Origin of the sequence: Spiroplasma endosymbiont of 'Nebria riversi', from assembly GCF_018831625.1 — a bacterium.
Classification (GTDB): domain Bacteria; phylum Bacillota_I; class Bacilli_A; order Mycoplasmatales; family Nriv7; genus Nriv7.
Genome location: NZ_CP065193.1, coordinates 165,319 through 191,100, shown reverse-complemented (window position 1 = coordinate 191,100; position 25,782 = coordinate 165,319). Strand labels below are relative to the sequence as shown.

Here is a 25,782-nt window from a genome sequence, read left to right as displayed (position 1 = left end):
ACTTATTTTAAACATATTTCTTTATCCTAATGTTATTTAGTTAATTGATTTAAAACGATTCGGCAATAATTGTTCATTTTTATATACACCAACTATTTCTGTTTCATTATAAATATAAACTTGACAATTTGCCGTTAATAATTCACTCATTACTTGCCGACAACTACCACAAGGATTTATTCCTGTTTTTGTATAAAGATGAATGGCAATTAAATCTCCTTTTGTAAAACCTTGCGTATAGGCTTGCATCAAAGCTACTCTTTCAGCACAAATAGTTTCACCATAAGCGATATTTTCAATATTAACACCTTTAATTATTATATCATCCTTTATTTGTAATATTGCTGCTACTTGAAACTTTGAACATGGACTATAAGAATTTTTACTTAACTATTTTAATATTTTTAAATAATCTTTTTCCATAATTTCTCCTCTATTTATTTCTAGGAATTTTTAGTTTTGTTAATACTTCATCTTGCAAAGCAAACATGATATCTTCTTCTGATTTAGTTTGATGATCATATCCCAATAAATGTAATAAACCGTGTAAAAATAAGAACGATAACTCGCGCAATAAACTATGTTCATATTTATCGGCTTGTTCTTGTGCTGATTCAAAGCAAATAAAAATATCACCTAAAATTCGCATATTAATCATCGCATAAAGCTTTTGATTATCTGCTTCAACGGGAAAAGATAGCACATCAGCAACATAATTTTTTTGCCTATAAGTTTGATTTAATTTCAAACTCATTTCTTTACTAATAATGTTTAACGATAATTCTAAAGCATCATCAATATTTAACATATCGGTTAGGGTATTTAAAATTTTATGTCACGAGTCAGTATAAAATGTGACATAAAATTCAGTATTATTAATGATATCAAAATTATTTTTCATATCTTACCTCACTAATTAAATTATATCAAATTAATTTTTTAATTTTGTCGAAAACTCTTTTTAATTTTGTCGAAAACTCTTGATAAAATAAAAAAAATCATCAACTTGATAATTTTAAAAGGCTTTTATGTAAAATTACTATTTTTACTTTAATTTTTTATACATTAAAATATAATACCGCTGTTTGTTGGTTTGGAGTTAAACCCTTATGTTGGTATTTTCATTTTCATAGATTTAAATAATTTTTAATATTAGTAAAACATAAACCATGATAATGAATTAAGGCTTCTTCAAGACTAGATTGTAATTTACTGATTTTATTTAAGTTACGATAAATAGCTTCAGGATTAATTGTTGTTTTAGTTACACATAAAGTAGAATTTGTTTGTTTCGCTACTAAAAAATATAATTTTTGCATATCAGAAGTAATAATTGAATTTTGGTTAATTAATTCTTTGTTCATATTTTCAATAACTCATTGTTTTTGTAAACGTTTGGTGTTTGTGGATTTAACATAAATATTGTTATTATTATCAACTGCCATTTGAATACAGCATTTAGTATTAGTTGCGAACGAGTACAGGTGAATTATTCGTTGATAATTTTTATGTTTGAAATTTCCTTTATGAATTTCTTTAATAAATGTTTCATCTATTTTGATTTTACCAGATAATTTTTTAAATTTTAATTCGGTATTTTCTAATTGTTTTGATTTCATTAATTTTTGACGATTATATCAAGCAGTTTTTAATGTAGTTTTAATAAAACGAGAAATTGTTTTACTAGATTGCCCCAGCAATGAAATTTGAATCAATAAATTTCATTGTTCATAATTTAAATGACTTCAATAAATAAAATGATTATGAAAAGCGTCAAAACTTGCACGGCAATTTTTACATAAATATTTTTGTTTTCCTTCTGAATTATGTCCATTTTTAACGCAATGGTAAGATTCACATTTAGGGCGTTTAATACCTTGTGCTCTAAATTTTTGATCAATTTCATTTAAACGTTTTTGTTTTTTTATTAATTCTCCTTGTTGTTTGACTTTTTCATAAAATTATAAAAATTGATCATCTGTTAAAGTATTTACTAGTTCTTGAATTATTTTTTCCATAATTATTATCCACCTCTATCATATTAAAAATATACCTAAAATTAAGTATATTCAATAAATATCAAGATTTTTCTACAAAATTAAAAGAATAGTTTGTTATGGCAACTCTTTTTTGGACACTTTTTATGTAGACTGTCATTTTCTAAATTCAACAGGCGTTAAATAATTTAAACAGCCACGTATTCTAAGATTATTGTATCAATTAACAAAATCAAATAATTCGCATTTTAATTGTGTTAAATTTTCAAATTTTTTACTCTTGATAAATTCCGTTTTAAAAGTTTTGTAAGTTGTTTCAGCCACAGCATTGTCATAAGGACAACCCTTCGCACTCAATGATCTTTTAATATTAAAGGTTATTAAAATTTCATCAATGATTTTATTTTTGAACTCATTACCACGATCAGTATGAAATAAAGTTATTTTATTTAATGTTCGTGTTATTTTATGAAAATCTTTTTGAACTAGTTCAGCGGTTTTGTTTGTTCAGGCACTATAGCCAATTATTTCTCGATTAAACAAGTCAATTAATAAACAAATATAATGTCATTTGCCTCCAACTTGCACATATGTTAAATCACTAACAACAACTTCATTAGGTTTTTTGTTATTAAATTGACGATTTAAAACATTACTAATTTGGTCATTATTAACCATTGTTTTATGATTACGATATTTTAATTTGGTGTATTTAGAAACCAAATTATTTTTGATCATAAGGAATCTGATTTTTCGACGTGATAAGATAATATCTTTTCTCATTAAAACAGCTTTAATTTTACGAGCACCATAAATTTTACGACTTTTATTAAATGCACTGATAACTTCTTCTTCATAATTATTAACATCATACTTAACACAATTATTAGTTTGATAATAATATTTTGATTTTGCTATTTTTAATATTTGACACATTTTTAGCACGGAATATTCTTCTTTATTATTGTTAATAATTCCTATTTTTTGCCAATTATCAGTGCTGCTTGCTTTAAAATGTCATTTTCCATTCGTAATTATTGGTTTTCTTTTCGACAAAATTAAAACAGAAAACGGAGATTTAAAATAAATTTCTCTATGTAATCCTAAAAACATTATTATAATGCTTAATATTACAATAAATTGCAACACGCAAGAGAAGCATTGCTTTTTAACAGCGCAACCATCTTCTTATTTTGATTTTGTTGAGCAATTTTTAACATTGCTTGATGCTCAGAATGTTCATTATTAGTATTTGCACCAAAATCTATTAATAATTGAAAAATTTCTATATTATTCATATATACTGCCAAATATAAAGGAGAATAACCTTGATTATCTTTAATCTCAATATCAGCACCATTTTCTATCAATAACATCACTGTCTCAATATAACCTTTTAAAATTGCAAAATGAAGTGGGGTTTCACCAGCTCTATTTTGCAGATTAATGTTAACACCTTGTTCAATTAATAACTTTGTGATATCAATATTATTATTCTGCACTGCTAAATGATGCCCTGTTTTCACATTAATATTTTGAGCGTTAATATTAATACCATTTTCAATTAATAATTGAAAAATCGCAGCATTATTAAATTCAATAGCAAAATGTAATGCTGTATATGGGTCTTTATACACGGCCTTAATATTAATACCATAATCAATTAATAATTGTAAAATTGCTAAAGTTACATCAGATTTTTCATCGCGATAAACCCTTATTGCCATAATAAATATTGATCAATCAATATTTAAATTTATCGGTGTATTTTGTAAATATGTTTTAATAGCTGAAATATTTTCAATAGTAATTAATTGTTGTAAAAAATTAAAAATTTCCTTTTCCTTTTCCTTTTCCTTTTCCTTTTCCTTTTGTTGAGTATAATTAGTATTTAATGCCTTAATCCGATAATTAATCATATTAATAATACTATCTAGTTGTTCTCTGCTAATTGTTATTTTTTGAACTTCATTATTAATGTATTGGATTTCTTGAACAAAGATTGGTGATTCACTATATTTTGAACTCCATTGTGTTAACAAAGCGACTGTTTTTTCATAATAGAAATATAATTTTTTTTGTAATTTAATACATTCCTCTTTTAAAGCTTCTAATTCAATAACCGAATATTGCAAATAGTTTTTAAACTCATTTTTTATGATTAATACTTCATCTTGTAATTGTTGTGGTAACATTTTTAAATATATTTATAAATCGTTTAAACGATATTTTTTTATTGCAGAACACATTCCCAAACTGCTATAGCTTCTTAAATGTTTTTAAAAAGCTAACTATCCTTAATGTCGCTAAGAATATTATGAAATAATAAAATAAAAATAGCAAGGTTAATTTATTTTCCTTTTAATATCTGTTTAATTACTAGCTTCAATTTTTTATTTTAATAACATATTACAATGATGACTGCACAGTATAAATTAAATTTCTTGGTAACATAATTGATTTAACGATATTATCACCACTAACAATATCAATATAAATTGGACCATCAACACCAACAGGAAGTCCAGTAACACTTCAAAGGAGAAAAATAATTGTTCCTATTAATAAGAAAGACAGTGAATATGGAAACATGATTGACATCATTGAACCAATTTCAAATTTCTCTTTTTGTTTTGGTTGAATTCATTCTTTTGCTCAAATAATTATTAAAGGAAAGTATGGCATTAGTGGTGAAATCATATTTGTTGAAGCATCACCAACACGATAAGCAGCAATTGCGGCCGCTGGATGAATTTGCGACTTTAATAAAACCATTACAAATATTGACCCTAAAATCCCTCATTTAACAGACATTGAACCAATAAATAAATTAATAATTGTTACGATTAAAATAAAGACAAATAAAGTTAATGTTGTATTATTAAAGTTAATTGCCGAACCAATATAATAGCCTAAAGCAATATCAATTCCTGATTGCGCAAAACCAGCAATAAACTGTGTCATAACTAAAAATAAAATTAAACTTGGAGCAGTTTTTTTAAATCCAATAACTAAAGCATTAACAATATCATCTTTAGTTTTAAATGTCTTGGCAGCAAAACCATAAGTTATTCCAATACCTAAAAATAAAAATCCAATAATTAATACTAAGTGTGTCGTTAATTGATAGTCTTTCGGTTCTAATTTTTTATTAGGAGTAATATTAGTAATAAAACCATTAAATGGTGCTTGGGGAATAAAAGTCATTAATAATATTCCAATAATATAAATAATCACAAATCCTAAAACAAATCACATTGCTTTTCATTGTTGATCATCTAAATGAAAATTTTTATTAACTTGTAAATCATCTCTTTTGGCAATCGGATAATGAGCAATAATTCTTTTATCAACAACTTTTTCAGTAATAAATCAACCAATTAATGTAAACACAAATAAAAGTAATAATGTAAAATAATAAGTTGATAATGGATTTACTTGATAAGTAGAATCCTTACCTAAAAAATTATTTGTTAATGAAGACATTATAAACTCAACGCTTCCCGGAATAAGTGATGTTGCAAATCCGCCAGCAACACCAGCAAATACTGCCGCCATTCCTGTTAAAGGATGTCTACCGACACGATAATATAATGTGCCTGCCAAGGGAATTAAAATTAAATAACCAGCATCAGCCGCTAATGATGAAATACATCCTAGAAAAATGCAAGCCGGAGTTAAAATTACTTTTGGTAAACTAGAACCAACTTTTCTTAAAGAAACATCAATAAAGCCTGATTTATCAGCCACACCAACAAATACTGTTGTTAACAATACAATTCCTGTTGTCGCTAAACCCATAAAATTACTAATAAAGTTTTTTAATCATCATACAATACCATCACGACCAATAAGATTAAAAAACTTTAGTTGATATTTATCAACTACTTGCCGGGTATTACGATCATAAAATTTTTCTAAAACAACGCCATCAGGTAAAGCATAACTTAATATTAATGATACTAACATTAAAATAATAATCAAATAAATAAATAAATAAAATGGTTTTGGTAATTTATTTCCTAATCATTCAATACCATTTAATGATTTATTAATTCCTTTATTAACACCGTTACTAACTTTTTTTCAAGTCCTTTGCTGCCTATTAATATTTTCTTCCATAAATAAAATCTCCGTTTCTATATACTATCCAAAGCAATAATTGCTTGAATATAAATTTTCATTGCTTTTTTTAAATCTGAAATTAAAACTTGTTCATTATATTGATGTTCAGTTGAAGTATTACTATCAAAAATAGCCCCAAAAGCAACACAATTTTCCATACTCCGAGCGTAAGTCCCGCCACCAATTGCTAACGGTTGCGACATATCATTAGTTGCTTGCTGATAAACATTTAATAATTTTTTAACAATTAATGAGTTTTTATCAAAAAATAATTTTTCTTTTAAATCAACTTGCTCAATTACTAAATTATATGGTGCTAATGAAGCTTCTAATTTTTTTAAAATTACATTAACATCTGTATGAACGGGAATTCTAAAATCACAACCAATAAAATTAGTTTTTGAATTCATTTCAATAAAACCAACATTAAGAGTTAACTTGCCTGATTCATCTTCAATATTAGTAAAAATATTAATAGCATTGGGGTCTAACCTTAATTGTTGTGCAATTCACATAACTAATTTACTATCATTATTAATTGTTGCTAATGCCATTACTAATTGTAATCCCGCATTTATTCCCTCTTGTGGTTTTGAACCGTGAGCAGCTTTCCCTAAAACAATAACCTTATTATCTTGTTTTTTATATAAAAAATTATTTTGTTCTAATACCATAATTAGTGTTTCTAATTGTGAACCACGATATTCTGCTTGATCACAAGTAACATTATAAGCTGCACCACCATTTATTGTAAAATCTTGTTGCGGATTTTTTTCAATAATTTTTAAATTTAAAATCGTTTTTTCGGCATAGACAAGCGGAAAATAACCATCCGGAGTATATGCAAATTTTGGTTTTTCTTCATTATTCATATAATGCTTAATTGAATCTCATGTTGTTTCTTCGGTAATGCCAAAAATTAACCGAATTCTTTTCTGAGGAATAAAACCTTCATCAAATAAATATTTTAAAGCAAATAAATTTATAATGGCCGGCCCTTTATCATCAATAACTCCCCGACCATAAAGAATATCATTTTTAATAGTTGGTTCAAAAGGAGGAAATTCTCATTTTGATAAATCACCTGGGGGAACAACATCAAGATGACATAAAATCCCAATTAATTCTTTACCTGCACCATACTCAATATATCCATAACGATTTTGTGTTCCTAATTTAGTTTTAAAACCAAGTTTTTTACCTAAATCAATAACATCCTCTAATACTTGATGAACATTTTTTCCATAAGGATATTGTTCATTAATCTCACCATTACTAAATGAAGGTACTTTAATTATTGCTTTAATTTTTCCCAAAGAAGTTTGAAACAAAGCATTAAACCGCTGCTCATTAATATCTGATTCCATTTTTTCTTTATCCTTTCTTTTAAAAAATAATAATACTTTAATTCTAACATATTTGTCATATTTTCTAAAATCAGATAGTAAACTAGGTTGCGTTTAGTTTTCTTAGGTATTGCCTTGAAAAAGTAAAACAATCAACTAATTATATTATTTAATTACTAAACCAACCCCACCTTTCTTGTTATTGTCATTTTTATTCTTTTTAATTTTATCATATTATTGAATTTTTACACAACAAAAATTATTAATTTTATTAAATTTTAACTAATATTTTTACTTACTTAAATCTATTATATTTATTTGTTACAATATTACCTTTATAATTAATTCAACTATCATCATTTTTATTATTATATTTATTTCATAATGAATTTTTATATATTTCTTTTCTGATTTCTATTTCTGAATTAATATTTTCATTAATATAATGTAATACATTTAATTTGTTTAAATTTGCCATTCTTAAATGTAATAGATTATTTAAATTCTTATGATTATATATTTTCGCTCCATATCCTAATTGTTGTTTTACCAAATGTGATACATCACTTTCAATGCTACAACCGATATTTCACTCTAAATTTTGATGATGAATACCTTGCTTATTATTACTGAAATAATTACTCGCTTCCCTTAAATTTGTTTTAATATCTTTATTTAATTCATTTTTAGCAACATTACGAATGGTTTTGATTAATTCTTGATGATTTTCCTTTTTTATATAATTCAATTCAACTATTTTGGTATGGCACCCCTTTTTTGGACACTTTTTATGTAGACTGTCATTTTTATAAATTCAACAGGCGTTAAATAATTTAAACTGCCCTGTATTCTAAGATTATTGTATCAATTAAAAAAATCAAATAACTCGCATTTTAATTGTGTTAAATTTTCAATTCAATGATATACGGCTGATTTTGAAACCCCATATTCTTTAATAATTTCAACAATGCTTTTTCCGTTTTGATAAAGCATGACAATTTGTTTTTTAAATTCATTTGAATACGAATTTTTCCTCATTTTTATCCCCTACTTTCTTAATAATTTTATTTTATTTGAAAGTCCACATAAATATGGCCCAACTTATTGTAACCTATCCAAATTACGGATGGAAAATGACATTTTAAAGCAAGCAGCACTGATAATTGGCAAAAAATAGGAATTATTAACAATAATAAAGAAAAATATCCCGTGCTAAAAATGTGTCAAATATTAAAAATAGCAAAATCAACATATTATTATCAAACTAATAATTGTGTTAAGTATGATGTTAATAATTATGAAGAATAAGTTATCAGTGCATTTAATAAAAGTCGTAAAATTAAAGCTGTTTTAACGAGAAAAGATATGATCTTATAACGTCGAAAAATCAGATTCCTTGTGATCAAAAATAATCTGGTTTCTAAATACACCAAATTAAAATATCGTAATCATAAAACAATGGTTAATAATGACCAAATTAGTAATGTTTTAAATCGTCAATTTAATAACAAAAAACCTAATGAAGTTGTTGTTAGTGATTTAACATATGTGCAAGTTGGAGGAAAATGACATTATATTTGTTTATTAATTGACTTGTTTAATCGAGAAATAATTGGCTATAGTGTCGGACCAAACAAAAACGCTGAATTAGTTCAACAAGCTTTTCATAAAATAACACGACCATTAAATAAAATAACTTTATTTCATACTGATCGTGGTAATGAGTTCAAAAATAAAATCATTGATGAAATTTTAATAACCTTTAATATTAAAAGATCATTGAGTGCGAAGGGTTGTCCTTATGACAATGCTGTGGCTGAAACAACTTACAAAACCTTTAAAACGGAATTTATCAAGGGTAAAAAATTTGAAAATTTAACATAATTAAAATGCGAGTTATTTGATTTTTTTAATTGATACAATAATCTTGGAATACATGGCAGTTTAAATTATTTAACGCCTGTTGAATTTAGGAAAATGACAGTCTACATAAAAAGCGTCCAAAAAAGGGTTACAATACCAATTGTTGGTTTTCTTTTCGCAAGTAAATTAATTCATTTTCTTCGACAGTGCGATTATCTTGCACTTTAAATGACCCAAAATTATTAAAATTTTCAATTCACTGATATACGGCTGATTTTGAAATTCCGTATTCTTTAATAATTTCAACAATGATTTTTCCGTTTTGATAAAGCATGACAATTTGTTTTTTAAATTCATTTGAATATGAGTTTTTCCCCATTTTTATCTTCCTACTTTCTTAATAATTTTATTTTATTCGAAAGTCCACATAAATATGGTCCAACTTATTGTAACCTATCCATGTTAAAATAGAAAGCAAAAAAACGAAGCTGAAAATCAATTATAAATATTATTAGTAGCGATTAATGTTTGCTTAATGCTTCCTATTTAACATTCTTTTATTAGTGTGTTAAAATTAAATAGTTAAATATTAATTATTTAGATATTTGGGAGTATATTTAATGAGAAAGAAAAAAAAAGCCCACGAAAAATTGGAAACATTAACAAGAAAAAATAATGTTGCTTTAAAAGTACAAGATATTGAATTTAAATATCGTATGAGTTATCCTAATGCGGTAGATGGTGTTAGTTTTAGTATCAATCACGGTGAGTATATAACTATTATTGGTCATAATGGTAGTGGGAAATCAACTTTATCAAAAATTATTATTGGCGTTTTAAAAGCGCAAAAAGGTAGCATTGAAGTATTTGGTAATTTAGTAACTAAAGAAAATAGTCAATTAATTTCGTGTAAATTAGGAATTGTTTTTCAAAATCCGGATAATCAATTTATTGGTTCAACAGTTCGTGATGATATTGCTTTTGGTTTAGAAAATAAATGTGTTGACCCAAAATTGATGCCGGATATTATTACGAAATATTCACAAATGGTGGGAATGGAAAGTTATTTAGATCACGAACCATTATTATTATCAGGTGGTCAAAAACAACGCGTAGCGATTGCTTCGGCTTTAGCATTAACTCCAGAATTAATTATTTTTGATGAAGCTACTAGTATGTTAGATCCTAAGGGAAAAAGAGAAGTAAAAGAAATTATGGTGCAATTAAAAGAATCGCGTGAGAAAACAATTATTTCAATTACCCATGATATGGATGAAATTATTAATGCTGATAAGGTATTAGTAATGAATAAAGGAAAAGTTGTTCGTTTTGGTAAACCAGAAGAAATTTTAAAAGAAGTTGATTTTTTAAGAAGTATTCATTTAGATATTCCTTTTATTTTAAAAGTATCTTATGGATTAAAAAAGTATGGTGTTAACATTGATGAAACATTATATGAAGAGGAATTGGTACAACAAATATGTCAAAAAAAATAATTATTGATAATCCATCGAATTTAATTAAATTTAATAATGTTAGTTATATTTACGCCCCTAAAAGTCCATTTCAATTTCAAGCCTTAAAAGATGTTAATCTGTGAATAAAGGATTCTATTATTACCGCGGTTGTTGGTTCAACTGGTAGTGGAAAATCAACTTTAATTCAACATATGAATGGATTATTAATTCCAACAGCTGGGCAAATTATTGTTGGTGATTTTCTGATTAAAGCAAAGCAAAGAAAAATTAAAAAGCAAAAATTATTACGAAAATCAGTAGGATTAGTTTTTCAATTTCCGGAATATCAATTATTTGAAGAAACAATTGAAAAGGATATTATGTTTGGTCCTTTAAACTTTGGGATTAAAAAGGATGAAGCCCGACTTAAAGCTGCTAAGTATTTAGAACTTGTGGGATTAGGTCAAGAATATTTAACCCGTTCGCCTTTTGATTTATCTGGTGGTCAAAAAAGAAGAGTAGCAATTGCTGGAATTTTAGCGATTGAAGGTCATACTTTAATTTTAGATGAACCAACAGCTGGCTTAGATCCTGATGGTGAAGAAGAGTTAATGAAGTTATTTTTTAAGTTTAATAAACAAGATAAAAAACGCATTATTCTTGTTACTCATAATATGGATCATGTTTTGCAATATGCCGGTGAAGTTGTTGTTTTAAAAAATGGTCAATTGTATCATCAAAGTGATCCGGTTAGTCTTTTTGCTAATTCTCAATTAATTAAAGAAATTAATATTGAACCACCAAAAATTTTTCATTTTTTACAAAAGTTAAAAGATAATGGTTTTGATACTACTAGTATCAATGCTCGGACTGTTGAAGATTTAGTAACCCAATTAGCACAAAGAATTAATAGTAAGTAGAAGGAGTTAATTTATGAATATATCATTTGGACGGTATTTACCATATAATTCTCTTGTTCATCGCCTTGACCCCAGAATTAAAATGCTATCAATAATTGCTTTAATTGCAGCGGTTTTTATTAATACTGGTTTTACCGGTTATATTTTAACCGGAACAGTAATTATTAGTATTTTCTTTATTTCTAAATTACCATTGCGATTATTATTTTCTTTATTTAAGTTTGTTATTTTTGTAACTTTAGTATTATTAGTATTAAATTTCTTTCTTATTAAACCAGAATTTGATGCGGATAAACAACCACGTTGAGAGACAGTGGGTCTCATATATCAACCAGCTAAGTTTAAGATTCTTATTGTGTCTTGAAAAGCGATTTTAACGGCATTATATATTCCTTTAAGAATTTATTTGATGGTCTTAGTAACAACGATTTTGACATCAACAACAAAACCATTGGATTTAATATTAGCTTTGGAAGATTTAATGTGACCTTTGAAGTTAATTAAAATTCCTGCTCATATTATTTCAATTATCATTTCAATGGCATTAAGAATGTTACCAACTTTATTTGAAGAAGCAATGCGAATTAAAAAAGCACAAGCATCAAGAGGGATGGATTCTAAAAATGGTAAATTTAAAGATAAAATTAAGTCCATTGTTTCTTTAATTATTCCTTTACTAGTATCATCATTTCAAAAAGCTGAGGATATGGCTTATGCAATGGATGCTCGGGGTTATGACCCACATCAAAAAAGAACGCGATTTTGTCAATATCGGATTGGATTTTTAGATGTATTCATTTTAATTTTAATTCTTTGTTTTTTAGCATCAGTGGTGGTATTATCTACTAATATTGGTAGTGATTGATTAAATCATTGTGATGTTTGAAAACCGATGCGTTATGTTGATCAGTTTGTTTGACGCTTAATAGAATATTAAAAATAATGGTTTCTTATTTATTATCCATTAGTTATGATGGTAGCAAATATTGGGGTTGGGCCCGTCAAAATAATAAAATTACTGTTGAAGGTTCATTAATGGCAGTTATTACTAGTGCTTTTAATTGTGAGTTTTGGTATGGCGCCCCTTTTTTGGACAATTTTTATGTAGATTGTCATTTTCTAAATTCAACAGGCGTTAAATAATTTAAACTGCCATGTATTCTAAGATGATTGCATCAATTAACAATCTGGATAGGTTACAATAAGTTGAACCATATTTATGTGGACTTTCAAATAAAATAAAATTATTAAGAAAGTGTAGGAAGATAAAAATGGGGAAAAACTCATATTCAAATGAATTTAAAAAACAAATTGTCATGCTTTATCAAAACGGAAAAAGCATTGTTGAAATTATTAAAGAATACGGAATTTCAAAATCAGCCGTATATTCAGTGAATTGAAAATTTTAATAATTTTGGGTCATTTAAAGTGCAAGATAATCTCACTGTCGAAGAAAATGAATTAATTTACTTGCGAAAAGAAAACCAACAATTACGAATGGAAAATGACATTTTAAAGCAAGCAGCACTGATAATTGGCAAAAAATAGGAATTATATTAACAATAATAAAGAAAAATATTCCGTGCTAAAAATGTTTCAAATATTAAAAATAGCAAAATCAACATATTATTATCAAACTAATAATTGTGTTAAGTACGATGTTAATAATTATGAAGAAGAAGTTATCAGTGCATTTAATAAAAGTCGTAAAATTTATGGTGCTCGTAAAATTAAAGCTTTTTTAATGAGAAAAGATATTATCTTATCACGTCGAAAAATCAGATTCCTTATGATCAAAAATAATTTGGTTTCTAAATACACCAAATTAAAATATCGTAATCATAAAACAATGGTTAATAATGACCAAATTAGTAATGTTTTAAATCGTCAATTTAATAATAAAAAACCTAATGAAGTTGTTGTTAGTGATTTAACATATGTGCAAGTTGGAGGAAAATGACATTATATTTGTTTATTAATTGACTTGTTTAATCGAGAAATAATTGGCTATAGTGCCAGACCAAACAAAACCGCTGAACTAGTTCAACAAGCTTTTCATAAAATAACACGACCATTAAATAAAATAACTTTATTTCATACTGATCGTGGTAATGAGTTCAAAAATAAAATCATTGATGAAATTTTAATAACCTTTAATATTAAAAGATCATTGAGTACGAATGGTTATCCTTATGACAATGCTGTGGCTGAAACAACTTATAAAACTTTTAAAACGGAATTTATGAAGGGTAAAAAATTTGAAAATTTAACACAATTAAAATGCGAATTATTTGATTTTGTTAATTGATACAATAATATTAGAATACATGGCAGTTTAAATTATTTAACGCCTGTTGAATTTAGAAAATGACAGTCTACATAAAAAGTGTCCAAAAAAGGGTTGCCATACCAAACTATTCTTTTAATTTTGTAGAAAAATCTTGATATTTATTGAATATACTTAATTCTAGGTATATTTTTAATATGATAGAGGTGGATAATAATTATGGAAAAAATAATTCAAGAACTAGTAAATACTTTAACAGATGATCAATTTTTAGAATTTTATTAAAAAGTCAAACAACAAGAAGAATTAATAAAAAAACAAAAACGTTTAAATGAAATTGATCAAAAATTTAGAGCACAAGGTATTAAATGCCCTAAATGTGAATCTTACCATTGCGTTAAAAATGGACATAATTCAGAAGGAAAACAAAAATATTTATGTAAAAATTGCCGCGCAAGCTTTGACGCTTTTTGTAATCATTTTATTTATTGAAGTCATTTAAATTATGAACAATGAAATTTATTGATTCAAATTTCATTGTTGGGGCAATCTAGTAAAACAATTTCTCGTTTTATTAAAACTACATTAAAAACTGCTTGATATAATCGTCAAAAATTAATGAAATCAAAACAATTAGAAAATACCCAATTAAAATTTAAAAAATTATCTGGTAAAATCCAAATCAATGAAACATTTATTAAAGAAATTTATAAAGGAAATTTCAAACATAAAACTGATCCACGAAGAATTTACCTTGACCCATTCGCAACTAATACTAAATGCTGTATTCAAATGGCAGTTGATAATAATAACAATATTTATGTTAAATCCACAAACACCAAACGTTTACAAAAACAATGAGTTATTGAAAATATGAACAAAGAATTAATTAACCAAAATTCAATTATTACTTCTGATATGCAAAAATTATATTTTTTAGTAGCAAAACAAACAAATTCTACTTTATGTGTAACTAAAACAACAATTAATCCTGAAGCTAGTTATCGTAACTTAAATAAAATCAGTAAATTACAATCCAGTCTTAAAGAAGCCGTAATTTATTATCATGGTTTAGGTTTTACTAATATTCAAAATTATTTAAATCTCTGAAAATGAAAATACCAACATAAGGGTTTAACTCCAAACCAACAAACAGCGGTATTATATTTTAATGTATAAAAAATTAAAGTAAAAATAGTAATTTTACATAAAAGCCTTTTAAACTTATCAAGTTGATGATTGTTTTTATTTTATCAAGAGTTTTCGACAAAATTAAAAATTTTTTATTGTGTAAAAATTCAATAATATGATAAAATGGTAGTGAATAAAAATGACAATAACAAGAAAGGCGGGGTTAGTTTAGTAATTAAATAATATAATTAGCTGATTGTTTTACTTCTTCAAAAAAATACCTAAGAAAACTAAACGCGACCAATTTAACTCCTTTATTTTATTTTTTCAATATATATATATATATATATATATAATTATACAAAAATTCTTAATATCATTAGAAAAATGGCAAAACCAATTAAAAATTGAAAGGTATAGTAAAAAGCTGGCACCGTTTTAAAAACTGGAAAAATGGCAGTTGAAAAGTTAACTGTTGCTTTCGCAATAACTGCTAACGGGCGTAAAATCGTAATGATTTGTGACGCTGTCAGCATTCAATTTAGCATTTTGATACTAGCATTTTGAATCGCACAACCAATATCGTTAAATGTTGGTATTCATCGCCCTGAATATTTGCAATTTGCCGGCGGAATTAAGTCATCTCATTCTGAGTTGGTTGAACCGTCAGGAATAAACGCTGTGGAATTTAAGACATTAAAGTCATAAATTTTAAAATTGTAGTTATAGGCATTACCTTTGTGATAAAGCGGAAAAGTTAAGGTAAAAATATTAATACCATAACGAATATCAATATCAGTATTGAGATAATTAATACTATTAACAGTCTTGTTGGTTGGCAAGGTGATGAGTTTATTGTCATAAGATTTAAGGACATTAAATTCAATTTGATAGATGCTGTTATTATTTTTAATAGCATTATAATTTTCTTGATGCGTTTTTTATCAAAAGTAAAGAAATAACTTCTTAGTAATAATTCCAAATTACCAGTAACATTGATTAAATATTTTTTGGGATAAAAGGTAATTAACGAACGATAAAAGAAACCGATTTGAATTGGTATGGCAACCCTTTTTTGGACACTTTTTATGTAGACTGTCATTTTCTAAATTCAACAGGCGTTAAATAATTTAAACTGCCATGTATTCTAATATTATTGTATCAATTAACAAAATCAAATAATTCGCATTTTAATTGTGTTAAATTTTCAAATTTTTTACCCTTCATAAATTCCGTTTTAAAAGTTTTATAAGTTGTTTCAGCCACAGCATTGTCATAAGGATAACCATTCGTACTCAATGATCTTTTAATATTAAAGGTTATTAAAATTTCATCAATGATTTTATTTTTGAACTCATTACCACGATCAGTATGAAATAAAGTTATTTTATTTAATGGTCGTGTTATTTTATGAAAAGCTTGTTGAACTAGTTCAGCGGTTTTGTTTGGTCTGGCACTATAGCCAATTATTTCTCGATTAAACAAGTCAATTAATAAACAAATATAATGTCATTTTCCTCCAACTTGCACATATGTTAAATCACTAACAACAACTTCATTAGGTTTTTTATTATTAAATTGACGATTTAAAACATTACTAATTTGGTCATTATTAACCATTGTTTTATGATTACGATATTTTAATTTGGTGTATTTAGAAACCAAATTATTTTTGATCATAAGGAATCTGATTTTTCGACGTGATAAGATAATATCTTTTCTCATTAAAACAGCTTTAATTTTACGAGCACCATAAATTTTACGACTTTTATTAAATGCATTGATAACTTCTTCTTCATAATTATTAACATCATAATTAACACAATTATTAGTTTGATAAAAATATGTTGATTTTGCTATTTTTAATATTTGCCACATTTTTAGCACGGAATATTTTTCTTTATTATTGTTAATATAATTCCTATTTTTTGCCAATTATCAGTGCTGCTTGCTTTAAAATGTCATTTTCCATTCGTAATTGTTGGTTTTCTTTTCGCAAGTAAATTAATTCATTTTCTTCGATAGTGCAATTATCTTGCACTTTAAATGACCCAAAATTATTAAAATTTTCAATTCACTGATATACGTCTGATTTTGAAATTCTGTATTCTTTAATAATTTCAACAATGCTTTTTCCGTTTTGATAAAGCATGACAATTTGTTTTTTAAATTCATTTAAATATGAGTTTTTCCCCATTTTCATCCTCCTACTTTCTTAATAATTTTATTTTATTTGAAAGTCCACATAAATATAGTCCAACTTATTGTGACCTACCCATTTTAAAAGAGAAAAAAGGTAAACTATTAGTTTAATTAAAATATTTACATTTTGTATATATTAATGATATAATTATGATGAAATAATATTTATTTTGTTGTATTTATATACAAAATATAAATATAAAAATAAGGAGATTTTTAATATGAAAATGATTACTTTTGCCAATTCAAAAGGTGGGGTTGGAAAAATAACATTAACGGTAGGTGTGGTGCGCGCCCTAGCAAAACCAGGGAAGAGAATATTATTGTTTGATATTGACCCCTAAAGTAATTTAACTGGAGTTTTTAGAAATGAGCAAGACAAAGAAAAATAAAGTTTAATGAATTATTGATTTATGCCTGATAGTTTACAAAAAAATAAAGCTGAAAATTTTAAAAATTCAATTGAAAAATCAAATTATAAAAATATTGATATAATTCCTGCGTATAAAAATTTAATTAAAAAAACTCTGCAAGTTTTAAATTCAGAAACCGCTTCAGACTTTATTTTAAAAAACAATTTAAAAGAAATAAAAGACTATTTAAAAGATAAATATGATTATATTTTTTTGATATAAATCCTACAAATACTTTGATAACAGAAAATGTTTTTTTAAGTGTAGACGAAATTGTAGTTACAATAGTTCCACACAAATTTAGTTTTGAAGGTATAGAAACATTTCTAAATGATTATAAAAATTATTTAGAAAAATGAAAAAAAATTGGATTAAATTTAAGTAATAATATGAATTCTATTGTTTTAAATAACTTTAAAAAAAATAAAAATCATAATTTTATTAAAGAACAAATTTTACAATCAGGATTTTCAACTATAATTTTAAATACAATTATTCCATCTTCAATAAATTTAGAAAAACATACTATGATGTCAAATCCTACATTAACAGATAAAAGTCCCTTCTTTTTGCTTACTAAGGAACTATTACAAAAGGAGATATTATAATGGCTAAAAAATTAAATGAAAAATTAATGAATTCTTTAGATTTGGGTTTAAATAGCGAAAAAAGCAAAAAAACTCAACAAGTTTTAAGTAAAAATAGTGAAATAAAAAAACAAGACAAAGAAATAAATTATTTTTTAAACAAAGAATTAGTAAAAGAAAAAGAGAAAAGAACTATTATAACAATATCTAGTTATGAAAGCATAGAAGATAAGTATAAAGAAATGAAAAAAAGTGGTTTTAAAATAGATAAATCAACAATATATCGCAATGCTATAAATACAATTTATGAAAATTGAAGAAACAGTAAATAATTTATAAATATATTTACATTTTGTATATATTAAATGTTTATAAAACTATAAAATGGTATGGCAACCCTTTTTTGGACACTTTTTATGTAGACTTCCATTTTCCTAAATTCAACAGGCGTTAAATAATTTAAACAGCCATGTATTCTAAGATTATTGTATCAATTAACAAAATCAAATAATTCGCATTTTAATTGTGTTAAATTTTCATATTTTTTACCCTTGATAAATTCCGTTTTAAAAGTTTTGTAAGTTGTTTCAGCCACAGCATTGTCATAAGGACAACCCTTCGCACTCAATGATCTTTTAATATTAAAGGTTATTAAAATTTCATCAATGATTTTATTTTTGAACTCATTACCACGATCAGTATGAAATAAAGTTATTTTATTTAATGGTCGTGTTATTTTATGAAAAGCTTGTTGAACTAGTTCAGCGGTTTTGTTTGGTCCGGCACTATAGCCAATTATTTCTCGATTAAACAAGTCAATTAATAAACAAATATAATGTCATTTTCCTCCAACTTGAACATATGTTAAATCACTAACAACAACTTCATTAGGTTTTTTGTTATTAAATTGACGATTTAAAACATTACTAATCTGGTCATTATTAACCATTGTTTTGTGATTACGATATTTTAATTTGGTGTATTTAGAAACCAAATTATTTTTGATCATAAGGAATCTGATTTTTCGACGTGATAAGATCATATCTTTTCTCATTAAAACAGCTTTAATTTTACGAGCACCATAAATTTTACGACTTTTATTAAATGCACTGATAACTTCTTCTTCATAATTATTAACATCATACTTAACACAATTATTAGTTTGATAATAATATGTTGATCTTGCTATTTTTAATATTTGCCACATTTTTAGCACGGAATATTTTTCTTTATTATTGTTAATAATTCCTATTTTTTGCCAATTATCAGTGCTGCTTGCTTTAAAATGTCATTTTCCATTCGTAATTGTTGGTTTTCTTTTCGCAAGTAAATTAATTCATTTTCTTCGATAGTGCGATTATCTTGCACTTTAAATGACCCAAAATTATTAAAATTTTCAATTCACTGATATACGGCTGATTTTGAAATTCCATATTCTTTAATAATTTCATCAATGCTTTTTCCGTTTTGATAAAGCATGACAATTTGTTTTTTAAATTCATTTGAATATGAGTTTTTCCCCATGTTTATCTTCCTACTTTCTTAATAATTTTATTTTATTTGAAAGTCCACATAAATATGGTCTAACCTGTTGTAACCTATCCAAAAATTATTTTTCTATAAAAAATATATACAAAATGTAAATAAAAAGTATATAATTATCTTATAATTAAATAAATAAAAGGAAACAAAATCCCGCAAAAGTTCTGTGTTTCCATAGACAATTATATCAAAAACCTAACTTAAAAATAATGATTTATTTGGTTTTTTAACATAATTACCTATGGGAATATCAGCAGTGTGATATTCTCTTTATTTATCAGAAAGGAAATAATGAAATGAAAAAATTACTTAGTTTATTATCAATATCCACCTTAATAGCAAGCTTGCCCGCTCCATTGCGTGCCAACGCACCTCTAACTCGTTTCAAACGCGATGTCAATACATTAACATCTAATTCAAATAACGACTATCTACCACCAACGAAAATTGATATGTCTTATTTCGGTGATGTCGATAATGTTTCATCAATTATGATTGATAAACAAAATAATGTTTATTTTGGTGCTGATAAAGGTGCTTTTTTTTTAAAGTGGGGTTCAACAAGGCTAACCAAAATTAATGGAATAAATAGTCGCGTTTATTCAGTTGCTATCGATAGTAATAATAATGTTTATTTTGGTGCTGATAAAGGTGTTTTTTTTAAAAAAAACGGAGAAGTAAATGCCAAAAAAATTGATAAAATAAATGATGATATTAAATCTATTTTTATAGATAAACAAGACAATGTTTATTTTGGTGTAAGCAATGGAGCATATAAGTTGTCTGCTGACTCAAATACCAAAACCAAAATTAATGGTATAACTGAGCATGTTTCATCAATTATGATTGATAAACAAGACAATGTTTATTTTGGTAGTGATTATGGTGCTTATGTTTTAAAGCGGGGTTCAAAAACTGCAACACCAATAAAAGGTAGTAGTGATAATATTTCATCAATTATGATTGATAAACAAGACAATGTTTATTTTGGTAGTGATTATGGTGCTTATGTTTTAAAGCAGGGTTCAACAGGTCTAACCAAAATTAATGGTATCTTTCCTTGAATTAATTCCGTTTCAGTTGATAGTAAAGATAATGTTTATTTTGGAACTTATGAAGGTGTGTTTGTTTTAAAGCAGGGTTCAAAAACTGCAACACCGATAAAAGGTAGTAGTAAACATGTTTCATCAATTGCGATCGATAACAACAACAATGTTTATTTTGGCGGAGATAATAGATTAAATTATATTACTACTATTTTAGATTGAGTAAAACAGCAAAGTCGGTTTAATTTGGTTGATAACAACAAGCCAAAGACTTGAATTCGCCCTGACTTAATTGCCGTTGATGGGGAGTTAAACATTGAAATTACTAACCCAACCATTGATAAAGTTTTATTTGATAATGTCCAACAAATTCAAACAAATAAACAATGAAACATCAATGTTAAACCCGAAATAAGTACAAAAGACCATAATTTACAAGTGTTTTTTACTTTGAATGGTAAACAATACACGAGTGAAATTATGGTCTCAATGCAGGCTAAAATTAACCCGCCTAAACCAATTGTCAAAGAAAACTTAGATAAGGTGATTAAATTTAGCGATGACAATAATTTAGGGAATATGTTAGATAACAATAACAAAACTATCATCTCGGCAATTAGCCAAAAAAATTCGCTTCAAGTTGATTTTTCACAAATTGAATTTGACAAAAAAGATAATCATTCGACAATCTTAACCGCGAAACCAGACAGTAAAAGTTATCAAGGTTCAGTTGTGGTTAAATACAATATTGTACTAGCAACAATCGTTGATTTAAAAATTGACCTCCAACCAACAGTGCAAACAACACAAGTTGTTAAAGATTATGTTGGACAAATTGATACCGACACCATTACAAACCCAGTTAATATATTCTACTATGCAAATAGTGAAAGTAAAATTACAATGCTTAAACCAACTCCAAATAGTGTAATAAATGGGGTTGTGTATGGTTGTGATGAACAATGAAATAAAACATCACAACATAATTCAATTGATTCAACAAATGGCGTTGTGTTAGATGGCTCACAGTTAGCAAGAAGCAACGGAAAATATGTTGTTGAATTATCAGACAATCTAGGTCATACAAACAACTTATATTTACAAATCTCGTCAAAACAAGCAATCCCAAAATATTTTGATACTGATAATGGCAAACAATTTGAAATATGAGCCAAAGCCAATGGACGCGATGACATTTGCGGTTATTCTGTTCGGCAACTAAATAAATTGTTTGAAGAAAGCAAAAATTGACACCACCAAGCTAGTGATAGTCAACTTGCCGATTCTCTTGCAAAATGATTTAAAACCAATGGTAAACTTGCTGCCGAAGAAGCACTGACAAAAGAGCAAGTAATAGCGCAATTACAAACCCAAATGCAAAAGACCATCACAATTGATAAGGTTGACACCAGCAATTATGATTTTAAAAAAGTTTCGTTTGAACTTAACCAAAATGAAATTAAACCAAATGAAAAAGTAAACATTGCTGTTAAATATGGTTCTGAAAAATCAGACAACTTTACCTTACAAATTGAAAATAATAAGCCATCCAACAATAACAAAAGTGGACTAACTGGATGAAATATCATCGGTGTAATCATAGGTGCCTTATCAGGTTTACTTCTTCTTGGCTGATTATTTAAAAAGTTTGTGGTTACGCCGTTTATTTTAGAACCAATCCGCAAGAAAAAAGTCGAAGCGTTCCAAAATCAAACGGAAAAAGACATCGTCCAAATGAAAGCCGACGAAAAAGAAGAGCAAGAAAAAAACAAATAACATGAACTGAACAATCTTTTTTGCCGTTATTATTCTTGCGTTTATTTTTTGAAAACCTGCAATATGATTGTTGAAAAAAATTAATTTTTTGATTGGTGTGGTTTTTGGAATAATTACAGGATGGTATGGCAACCCTTTTTTGGACACTTTTTATGTAGACCGTTGTTTTCTAAATTCAACAGGCGTTAAATAATTTAGGCTGCCGTGAATTCGAATGTTGTTATATCAATTAACAAAATCAAATAATTCGTATTTTAATTATGTTAAATTTTCAAATTTTTTACCCTCAATAAATTCCGTTTTAAAGGTTTTGTAAGTTGCTTCAGCAACAGCATTATCATAAGGATACCCCTTATTGCTTAATGATATTTTAATTTTAAAAGTGCTTAAAATTTCATCAATAATTTTATTTTATTTGAAAGTCCAGATAAATATGGTCCAACTTATTGTAACCTATCCAAGCATTATAATTTTCTTGATGCGTTTTTTTATCAAAAGTAAAGAAATAGCTTCTTAGTAGTAATTCCGAATTACCAGTAACATTGATTAAGTATTTTTTGGGATAAAAAGTAATTAACGAGCGATAAAAGAAACCAATTTGAATAAAGTAATCTTTGTTATAGTTGTCCACTCCTTTAAAATCAATTTCGGTATGAGTTTTTTCGTCCATGTCAAAAGTAGCGTAAAATAAACTAGCAAAGAAATTTCCGAGAATTTCATGGATTTCGTTAAAAACATTTTTGTAATCGTTATTGTTAATACTAGAAATGTTGTTTTTAAAATAAAGGTAAATGTCATTCCTTAATTCGGGGTCGTAGCGTAAAAAACTAAATTTAACATTGAGATAATTTAGTGTTCCAAAAAGGTACTTAATTAGGTAATAATCATTAGCTCTTTTAGTGTTATATTTTCAGATTTCGGTTTTACCGTGTAGTAATTGTAAATAGTTATTACCCGCGATTAAGGTTTTGTTAAAAGCTTTAATTTTTAAAACATTATTATTAATTTCATCTTTACTATTAGAAGTTTTGTGATAAAAATAACTTTCGTTTTTAAAACCGTGATTTTTAATGGTAAATTCTTTGTAATAACCTTTTTCTAAGGTGTCAATGAAATTAAACACTGGTGTTCAATATAAATAAGAATAATTGAATTTGTCAAAATCACCGCGGTGAATCATTAAATAATCAAGATTGTCAATGACATCGCTATAGTTATGATTTCCATCAAATTTAATGGTTGTTGTTGGCAAGTCAATGTCAGTACTATCTTTTTCAATTTCAATTTTAAAATTATTTGTACTTCTTAATATGTAATCTATTTTATTATCATCATAAGCAGGACTAATATTTCCTGAACTATCATATTTGAAGTCATCTAAATTTGTACCTTGTGCTTTAATTGTTATTTTTTTATTAATTACTCATGTATTTCGCATGGCGGTTTCTTGGCCGTCTGTATTTATTAGTTGTCTAATCTTATCTTGTTTGCTCTGATTATTTTGTAATTTTTGTGTAAATAAGAAACTAAGGTTTTCTAAATTTATTAATTCTGGTAATTTTTCATTTAGATTGTTATTATCTATTTTATTTATTTGAACTTGTGTAATATTATTTGTTGAATTCGAAATTCAAAACCTCACTTTTTCTAGATTTCTGATTTCAAAATCATAAACTTTATTACTTTGTATTTTATTTCTAATTAGTGATTGTGATGTTGCTTTGTCGTTGTTAATGTTTTGGGGAATAGTAAAAATGTTATTGAAAATAATAGTTAGCACGGTAAATATTTTCATAAACATTTTTATCACTCCTTTTTTTATTATTTTTTGTGGTTATAATATTTTTAGATGTCAAGACTTATTAAATAAATTAATAGAAAGTGAATGTACTATTTTGGCTTTTATCATCAAAATATTGTTTTAATTTTGCAGAAAACTCTTGATAAAATAAAAAAAATCATCAACTTGATAATTTTAAAAGGCTTTTATGTAAAATTACTATTTTTACTTTAATTTTTTATACATTAAAATATAATACCGCTGTTTGTTGGTTTGGAGTTAAACCCTTATGTTGGTATTTTCATTTTCAGAGATTTAAATAATTTTGAATATTAGTAAAACCTAAACCATGATAATGAATTAAGGCTTCTTTAAGGCTAGATTGTAATTTACTGATTTTATTTAAGTTACGATAACTAGCTTCAGGATTAATTATTGTTTTAGTTACACATAAAGTAGAATTTGTTTGTTTTGCTACTAAAAAATATAATTTTTGCATATCAGAAGTAATAATTGAATTTTGGTTAATTAATTTTTTGTTCATATTTTCAATAACTCATTGTTTTTGTAAACGTTTGGTGTTTGTGGATTTAACATAAATATTGTTATTATTATCAACTGCCATTTGAATACAGCATTTAGTATTAGTTGCGAATGGGTCAAGGCGAATTCTTTGTGAATCAGTTTTATGTTTGAAATTTCCTTTATGAATTTCTTTAATAAATGTTTCATCGATTTTGATTTTACCAGATAATTTTTTAAATTTTAATTGGGTATTTTCTAATTGTTTTGATTTCATTAATTTTTGACGATTATATCAAGCAGTTTTTAATGTAGTTTTAATAAAACGAGAAATTGTTTTACTAGATTGCCCCAGCAATGAAATTTGAATCAATAAATTTCATTGTTCATAATTTAAATGACTTCAATAAATAAAATGATTATGAAAAGCGTCAAAACTTGCACGGCAATTTTTACATAAATATTTTTGTTTTCCTTCTGAATTATGTCCATTTTTAAAGCAATGGCAAGATTCACATTTAGGGCGTTTAATACCTTGTGCTCTAAATTTTTGATCAATTTCATTTAAACGTTTTTGTTTTTTTATTAATTCTGCTTGTTGTTTGACTTTTTCATAAAATTCTAAAAATTGATCATCTGTTAAAGTATTTACTAGTTCTTGAATTATTTTCTCCATAATTATTATCCACCTCTATCATATTAAAAATATACCTAAAATTAAGTATATTCAATAAATATCAAGAGTTTTCTACAAAATTAAAAGAATAATGTTATTAACTGAAATTCCT

Annotated in this window: 25 protein-coding genes and 7 pseudogenes; 13 read left to right on the top strand and 19 right to left on the bottom strand. The window is 26.1% G+C overall.

All coding sequences use genetic code 4. From position 1 onward, the window contains the following. Positions 1-36: 36 nt before the first annotated feature. The 12 genes and pseudogenes from cdd to I5Q57_RS09825 form a co-directional block, all read right to left on the bottom strand. Complete coding sequence (gene cdd, locus I5Q57_RS01395) at positions 37-390, bottom strand: cytidine deaminase (RefSeq protein WP_215827029.1); 354 nt, start codon at positions 388-390, stop codon at positions 37-39. A 43-nt stretch (positions 391-433) separates the two neighbouring features. Next, positions 434-901 (bottom strand): rRNA maturation RNase YbeY, encoded by a 468-nt coding sequence (gene ybeY, locus I5Q57_RS01390; RefSeq protein WP_256444901.1) that lies wholly within the window; start codon positions 899-901, stop codon positions 434-436. 157 nt (positions 902-1,058) lie between these two features. After that, the gene (locus tag I5Q57_RS01385) at positions 1,059-1,715 is read right to left on the bottom strand and encodes a transposase (protein ID WP_215826467.1); all 657 of its coding nucleotides are present in this window, start codon (positions 1,713-1,715) and stop codon (positions 1,059-1,061) included. Between the two features lie 99 nt (positions 1,716-1,814). Further along, positions 1,815-1,874, bottom strand: a pseudogene (locus tag I5Q57_RS10005) (hypothetical protein); the annotation flags it as partial. 10 nt (positions 1,875-1,884) lie between these two features. Beyond that, on the bottom strand, positions 1,885-2,040 hold the full coding sequence (locus I5Q57_RS01380; protein ID WP_215826466.1) for a hypothetical protein: 156 nt from the start codon (positions 2,038-2,040) through the stop codon (positions 1,885-1,887). A 101-nt stretch (positions 2,041-2,141) separates the two neighbouring features. Next, the gene (locus I5Q57_RS01375) at positions 2,142-3,110 is read right to left on the bottom strand and encodes an IS3 family transposase (protein WP_256444900.1); all 969 of its coding nucleotides are present in this window, start codon (positions 3,108-3,110) and stop codon (positions 2,142-2,144) included. 17 nt (positions 3,111-3,127) lie between these two features. Next, positions 3,128-4,192 carry an ankyrin repeat domain-containing protein gene (locus tag I5Q57_RS01370; RefSeq protein ID WP_215826464.1) on the bottom strand — a complete coding sequence of 355 codons (1,065 nt, stop codon included), beginning with the start codon at positions 4,190-4,192 and terminating at the stop codon, positions 3,128-3,130. 214 nt (positions 4,193-4,406) lie between these two features. Next, the gene (locus I5Q57_RS01365; protein ID WP_215826463.1) at positions 4,407-6,119 is read right to left on the bottom strand and encodes an AbgT family transporter; all 1,713 of its coding nucleotides are present in this window, start codon (positions 6,117-6,119) and stop codon (positions 4,407-4,409) included. 17 nt (positions 6,120-6,136) lie between these two features. After that, on the bottom strand, positions 6,137-7,489 hold the full coding sequence (locus I5Q57_RS01360) for a Sapep family Mn(2+)-dependent dipeptidase (RefSeq protein ID WP_215826462.1): 1,353 nt from the start codon (positions 7,487-7,489) through the stop codon (positions 6,137-6,139). A 274-nt stretch (positions 7,490-7,763) separates the two neighbouring features. Next, complete coding sequence (locus tag I5Q57_RS01355; protein WP_215826461.1) at positions 7,764-8,216, bottom strand: hypothetical protein; 453 nt, start codon at positions 8,214-8,216, stop codon at positions 7,764-7,766. A 5-nt stretch (positions 8,217-8,221) separates the two neighbouring features. Continuing rightward, positions 8,222-8,368 (bottom strand): annotated as a pseudogene (locus I5Q57_RS09830) (IS3 family transposase); the annotation flags it as partial. A gap of 33 nt (positions 8,369-8,401) precedes the next feature. Beyond that, positions 8,402-8,506: pseudogene (locus I5Q57_RS09825) on the bottom strand (helix-turn-helix domain-containing protein); the annotation flags it as partial. 360 nt (positions 8,507-8,866) lie between these two features. On the opposite strand from I5Q57_RS09825, the gene I5Q57_RS01345 reads away from it, so the two are divergent. After that, a complete protein-coding gene (locus I5Q57_RS01345) occupies positions 8,867-9,352 on the top strand; it encodes a DDE-type integrase/transposase/recombinase (RefSeq protein ID WP_215826459.1) in 486 nt (161 codons plus the stop codon). A 127-nt stretch (positions 9,353-9,479) separates the two neighbouring features. Here the strand turns inward: I5Q57_RS01345 and I5Q57_RS01340 are convergent, their stop codons facing one another. Then, positions 9,480-9,710: a helix-turn-helix domain-containing protein gene (locus tag I5Q57_RS01340; RefSeq protein ID WP_215826458.1), complete on the bottom strand. Its 231-nt coding sequence runs from the start codon at positions 9,708-9,710 to the stop codon at positions 9,480-9,482. Positions 9,711-9,951: 241 nt separating this feature from the next. Between I5Q57_RS01340 and I5Q57_RS01335 the strand changes: the two genes are divergently transcribed. From I5Q57_RS01335 to I5Q57_RS01305, 8 genes and pseudogenes are all read left to right on the top strand, one after another. Next, positions 9,952-10,827, top strand: coding sequence for an energy-coupling factor transporter ATPase (locus tag I5Q57_RS01335; protein ID WP_215826457.1), 876 nt, complete (start codon positions 9,952-9,954; stop codon positions 10,825-10,827). After that, positions 10,812-11,708 (top strand): energy-coupling factor transporter ATPase, encoded by an 897-nt coding sequence (locus tag I5Q57_RS01330; protein WP_215826456.1) that lies wholly within the window; start codon positions 10,812-10,814, stop codon positions 11,706-11,708. Before I5Q57_RS01335 ends, I5Q57_RS01330 begins: the two co-directional genes overlap by 16 nt. A gap of 13 nt (positions 11,709-11,721) precedes the next feature. Then, positions 11,722-12,645 carry an energy-coupling factor transporter transmembrane component T family protein gene (locus I5Q57_RS01325; RefSeq protein WP_215826455.1) on the top strand — a complete coding sequence of 308 codons (924 nt, stop codon included), beginning with the start codon at positions 11,722-11,724 and terminating at the stop codon, positions 12,643-12,645. A gap of 5 nt (positions 12,646-12,650) precedes the next feature. Further along, positions 12,651-12,851 (top strand): hypothetical protein, encoded by a 201-nt coding sequence (locus tag I5Q57_RS01320; RefSeq protein WP_215826454.1) that lies wholly within the window; start codon positions 12,651-12,653, stop codon positions 12,849-12,851. 128 nt (positions 12,852-12,979) lie between these two features. Further along, positions 12,980-14,091, top strand: a pseudogene (locus I5Q57_RS01315) (IS3 family transposase). Positions 14,092-14,192: 101 nt separating this feature from the next. Beyond that, on the top strand, positions 14,193-14,348 hold the full coding sequence (locus I5Q57_RS01310) for a hypothetical protein (protein WP_215826453.1): 156 nt from the start codon (positions 14,193-14,195) through the stop codon (positions 14,346-14,348). Continuing rightward, a pseudogene (locus tag I5Q57_RS09820) lies at positions 14,302-14,415 on the top strand (hypothetical protein); the annotation flags it as partial. The gene I5Q57_RS01310 and the pseudogene I5Q57_RS09820, both read left to right, overlap by 47 nt. A 102-nt stretch (positions 14,416-14,517) precedes the next feature. Further along, a complete protein-coding gene (locus I5Q57_RS01305) occupies positions 14,518-15,174 on the top strand; it encodes a transposase (RefSeq protein ID WP_246534707.1) in 657 nt (218 codons plus the stop codon). A 308-nt stretch (positions 15,175-15,482) separates the two neighbouring features. On the opposite strand, the gene I5Q57_RS01300 is transcribed toward I5Q57_RS01305, so the two are convergent. Both I5Q57_RS01300 and I5Q57_RS01295 read right to left on the bottom strand, forming a co-directional pair. Beyond that, positions 15,483-15,968 carry a spiroplasma phage ORF1-like family protein gene (locus I5Q57_RS01300; protein ID WP_215826452.1) on the bottom strand — a complete coding sequence of 162 codons (486 nt, stop codon included), beginning with the start codon at positions 15,966-15,968 and terminating at the stop codon, positions 15,483-15,485. A gap of 244 nt (positions 15,969-16,212) precedes the next feature. Beyond that, positions 16,213-17,329 (bottom strand): IS3 family transposase gene (locus tag I5Q57_RS01295; protein WP_369806551.1). Its coding sequence is split into 2 segments (ribosomal slippage): positions 16,213-17,049 and positions 17,051-17,329, totalling 1,116 coding nucleotides; the frame shifts between segments, so codons are not numbered across the junction. Between the two features lie 220 nt (positions 17,330-17,549). Between I5Q57_RS01295 and I5Q57_RS09815 the strand changes: the two are divergent. The 3 genes and pseudogenes from I5Q57_RS09815 (at position 17,550) to I5Q57_RS01275 (ending at position 18,660) form a co-directional block, all read left to right on the top strand. After that, a pseudogene (locus tag I5Q57_RS09815) lies at positions 17,550-17,963 on the top strand (ParA family protein). Between the two features lie 14 nt (positions 17,964-17,977). Continuing rightward, positions 17,978-18,349: a hypothetical protein gene (locus tag I5Q57_RS01280; RefSeq protein WP_215826449.1), complete on the top strand. Its 372-nt coding sequence runs from the start codon at positions 17,978-17,980 to the stop codon at positions 18,347-18,349. Further along, on the top strand, positions 18,349-18,660 hold the full coding sequence (locus I5Q57_RS01275; protein ID WP_215826448.1) for a helix-turn-helix domain-containing protein: 312 nt from the start codon (positions 18,349-18,351) through the stop codon (positions 18,658-18,660). The genes I5Q57_RS01280 and I5Q57_RS01275 overlap by 1 nt, the downstream gene beginning before the upstream one ends. Positions 18,661-18,689: 29 nt before the next feature. On the opposite strand, the gene I5Q57_RS01270 is transcribed toward I5Q57_RS01275, so the two are convergent. Then, positions 18,690-19,852, bottom strand: a protein-coding gene (locus tag I5Q57_RS01270; protein WP_215826447.1) for an IS3 family transposase whose coding sequence is annotated in 2 segments (ribosomal slippage) — positions 18,690-19,612 and positions 19,612-19,852 — 1,164 coding nt in all. Because the reading frame shifts where the segments join, the coding sequence is not laid out codon by codon here. Between the two features lie 314 nt (positions 19,853-20,166). Here I5Q57_RS01270 and I5Q57_RS01265 point away from each other — a divergent pair. After that, positions 20,167-22,692 (top strand): ligand-binding sensor domain-containing protein, encoded by a 2,526-nt coding sequence (locus I5Q57_RS01265; protein ID WP_215826446.1) that lies wholly within the window; start codon positions 20,167-20,169, stop codon positions 22,690-22,692. A gap of 150 nt (positions 22,693-22,842) precedes the next feature. Here the strand turns inward: I5Q57_RS01265 and I5Q57_RS09275 are convergent. The 3 genes and pseudogenes from I5Q57_RS09275 to I5Q57_RS01255 form a co-directional block, all read right to left on the bottom strand. Further along, positions 22,843-23,103, bottom strand: a pseudogene (locus tag I5Q57_RS09275) (IS3 family transposase); the annotation flags it as partial. After that, on the bottom strand, positions 23,099-24,493 hold the full coding sequence (locus I5Q57_RS01260) for a hypothetical protein (RefSeq protein ID WP_215826445.1): 1,395 nt from the start codon (positions 24,491-24,493) through the stop codon (positions 23,099-23,101). The gene I5Q57_RS01260 and the pseudogene I5Q57_RS09275, both read right to left, overlap by 5 nt. A 217-nt stretch (positions 24,494-24,710) precedes the next feature. Continuing rightward, positions 24,711-25,670: an IS1/IS1595 family N-terminal zinc-binding domain-containing protein gene (locus I5Q57_RS01255; RefSeq protein ID WP_215826444.1), complete on the bottom strand. Its 960-nt coding sequence runs from the start codon at positions 25,668-25,670 to the stop codon at positions 24,711-24,713. Positions 25,671-25,782 lie beyond the last annotated feature (112 nt).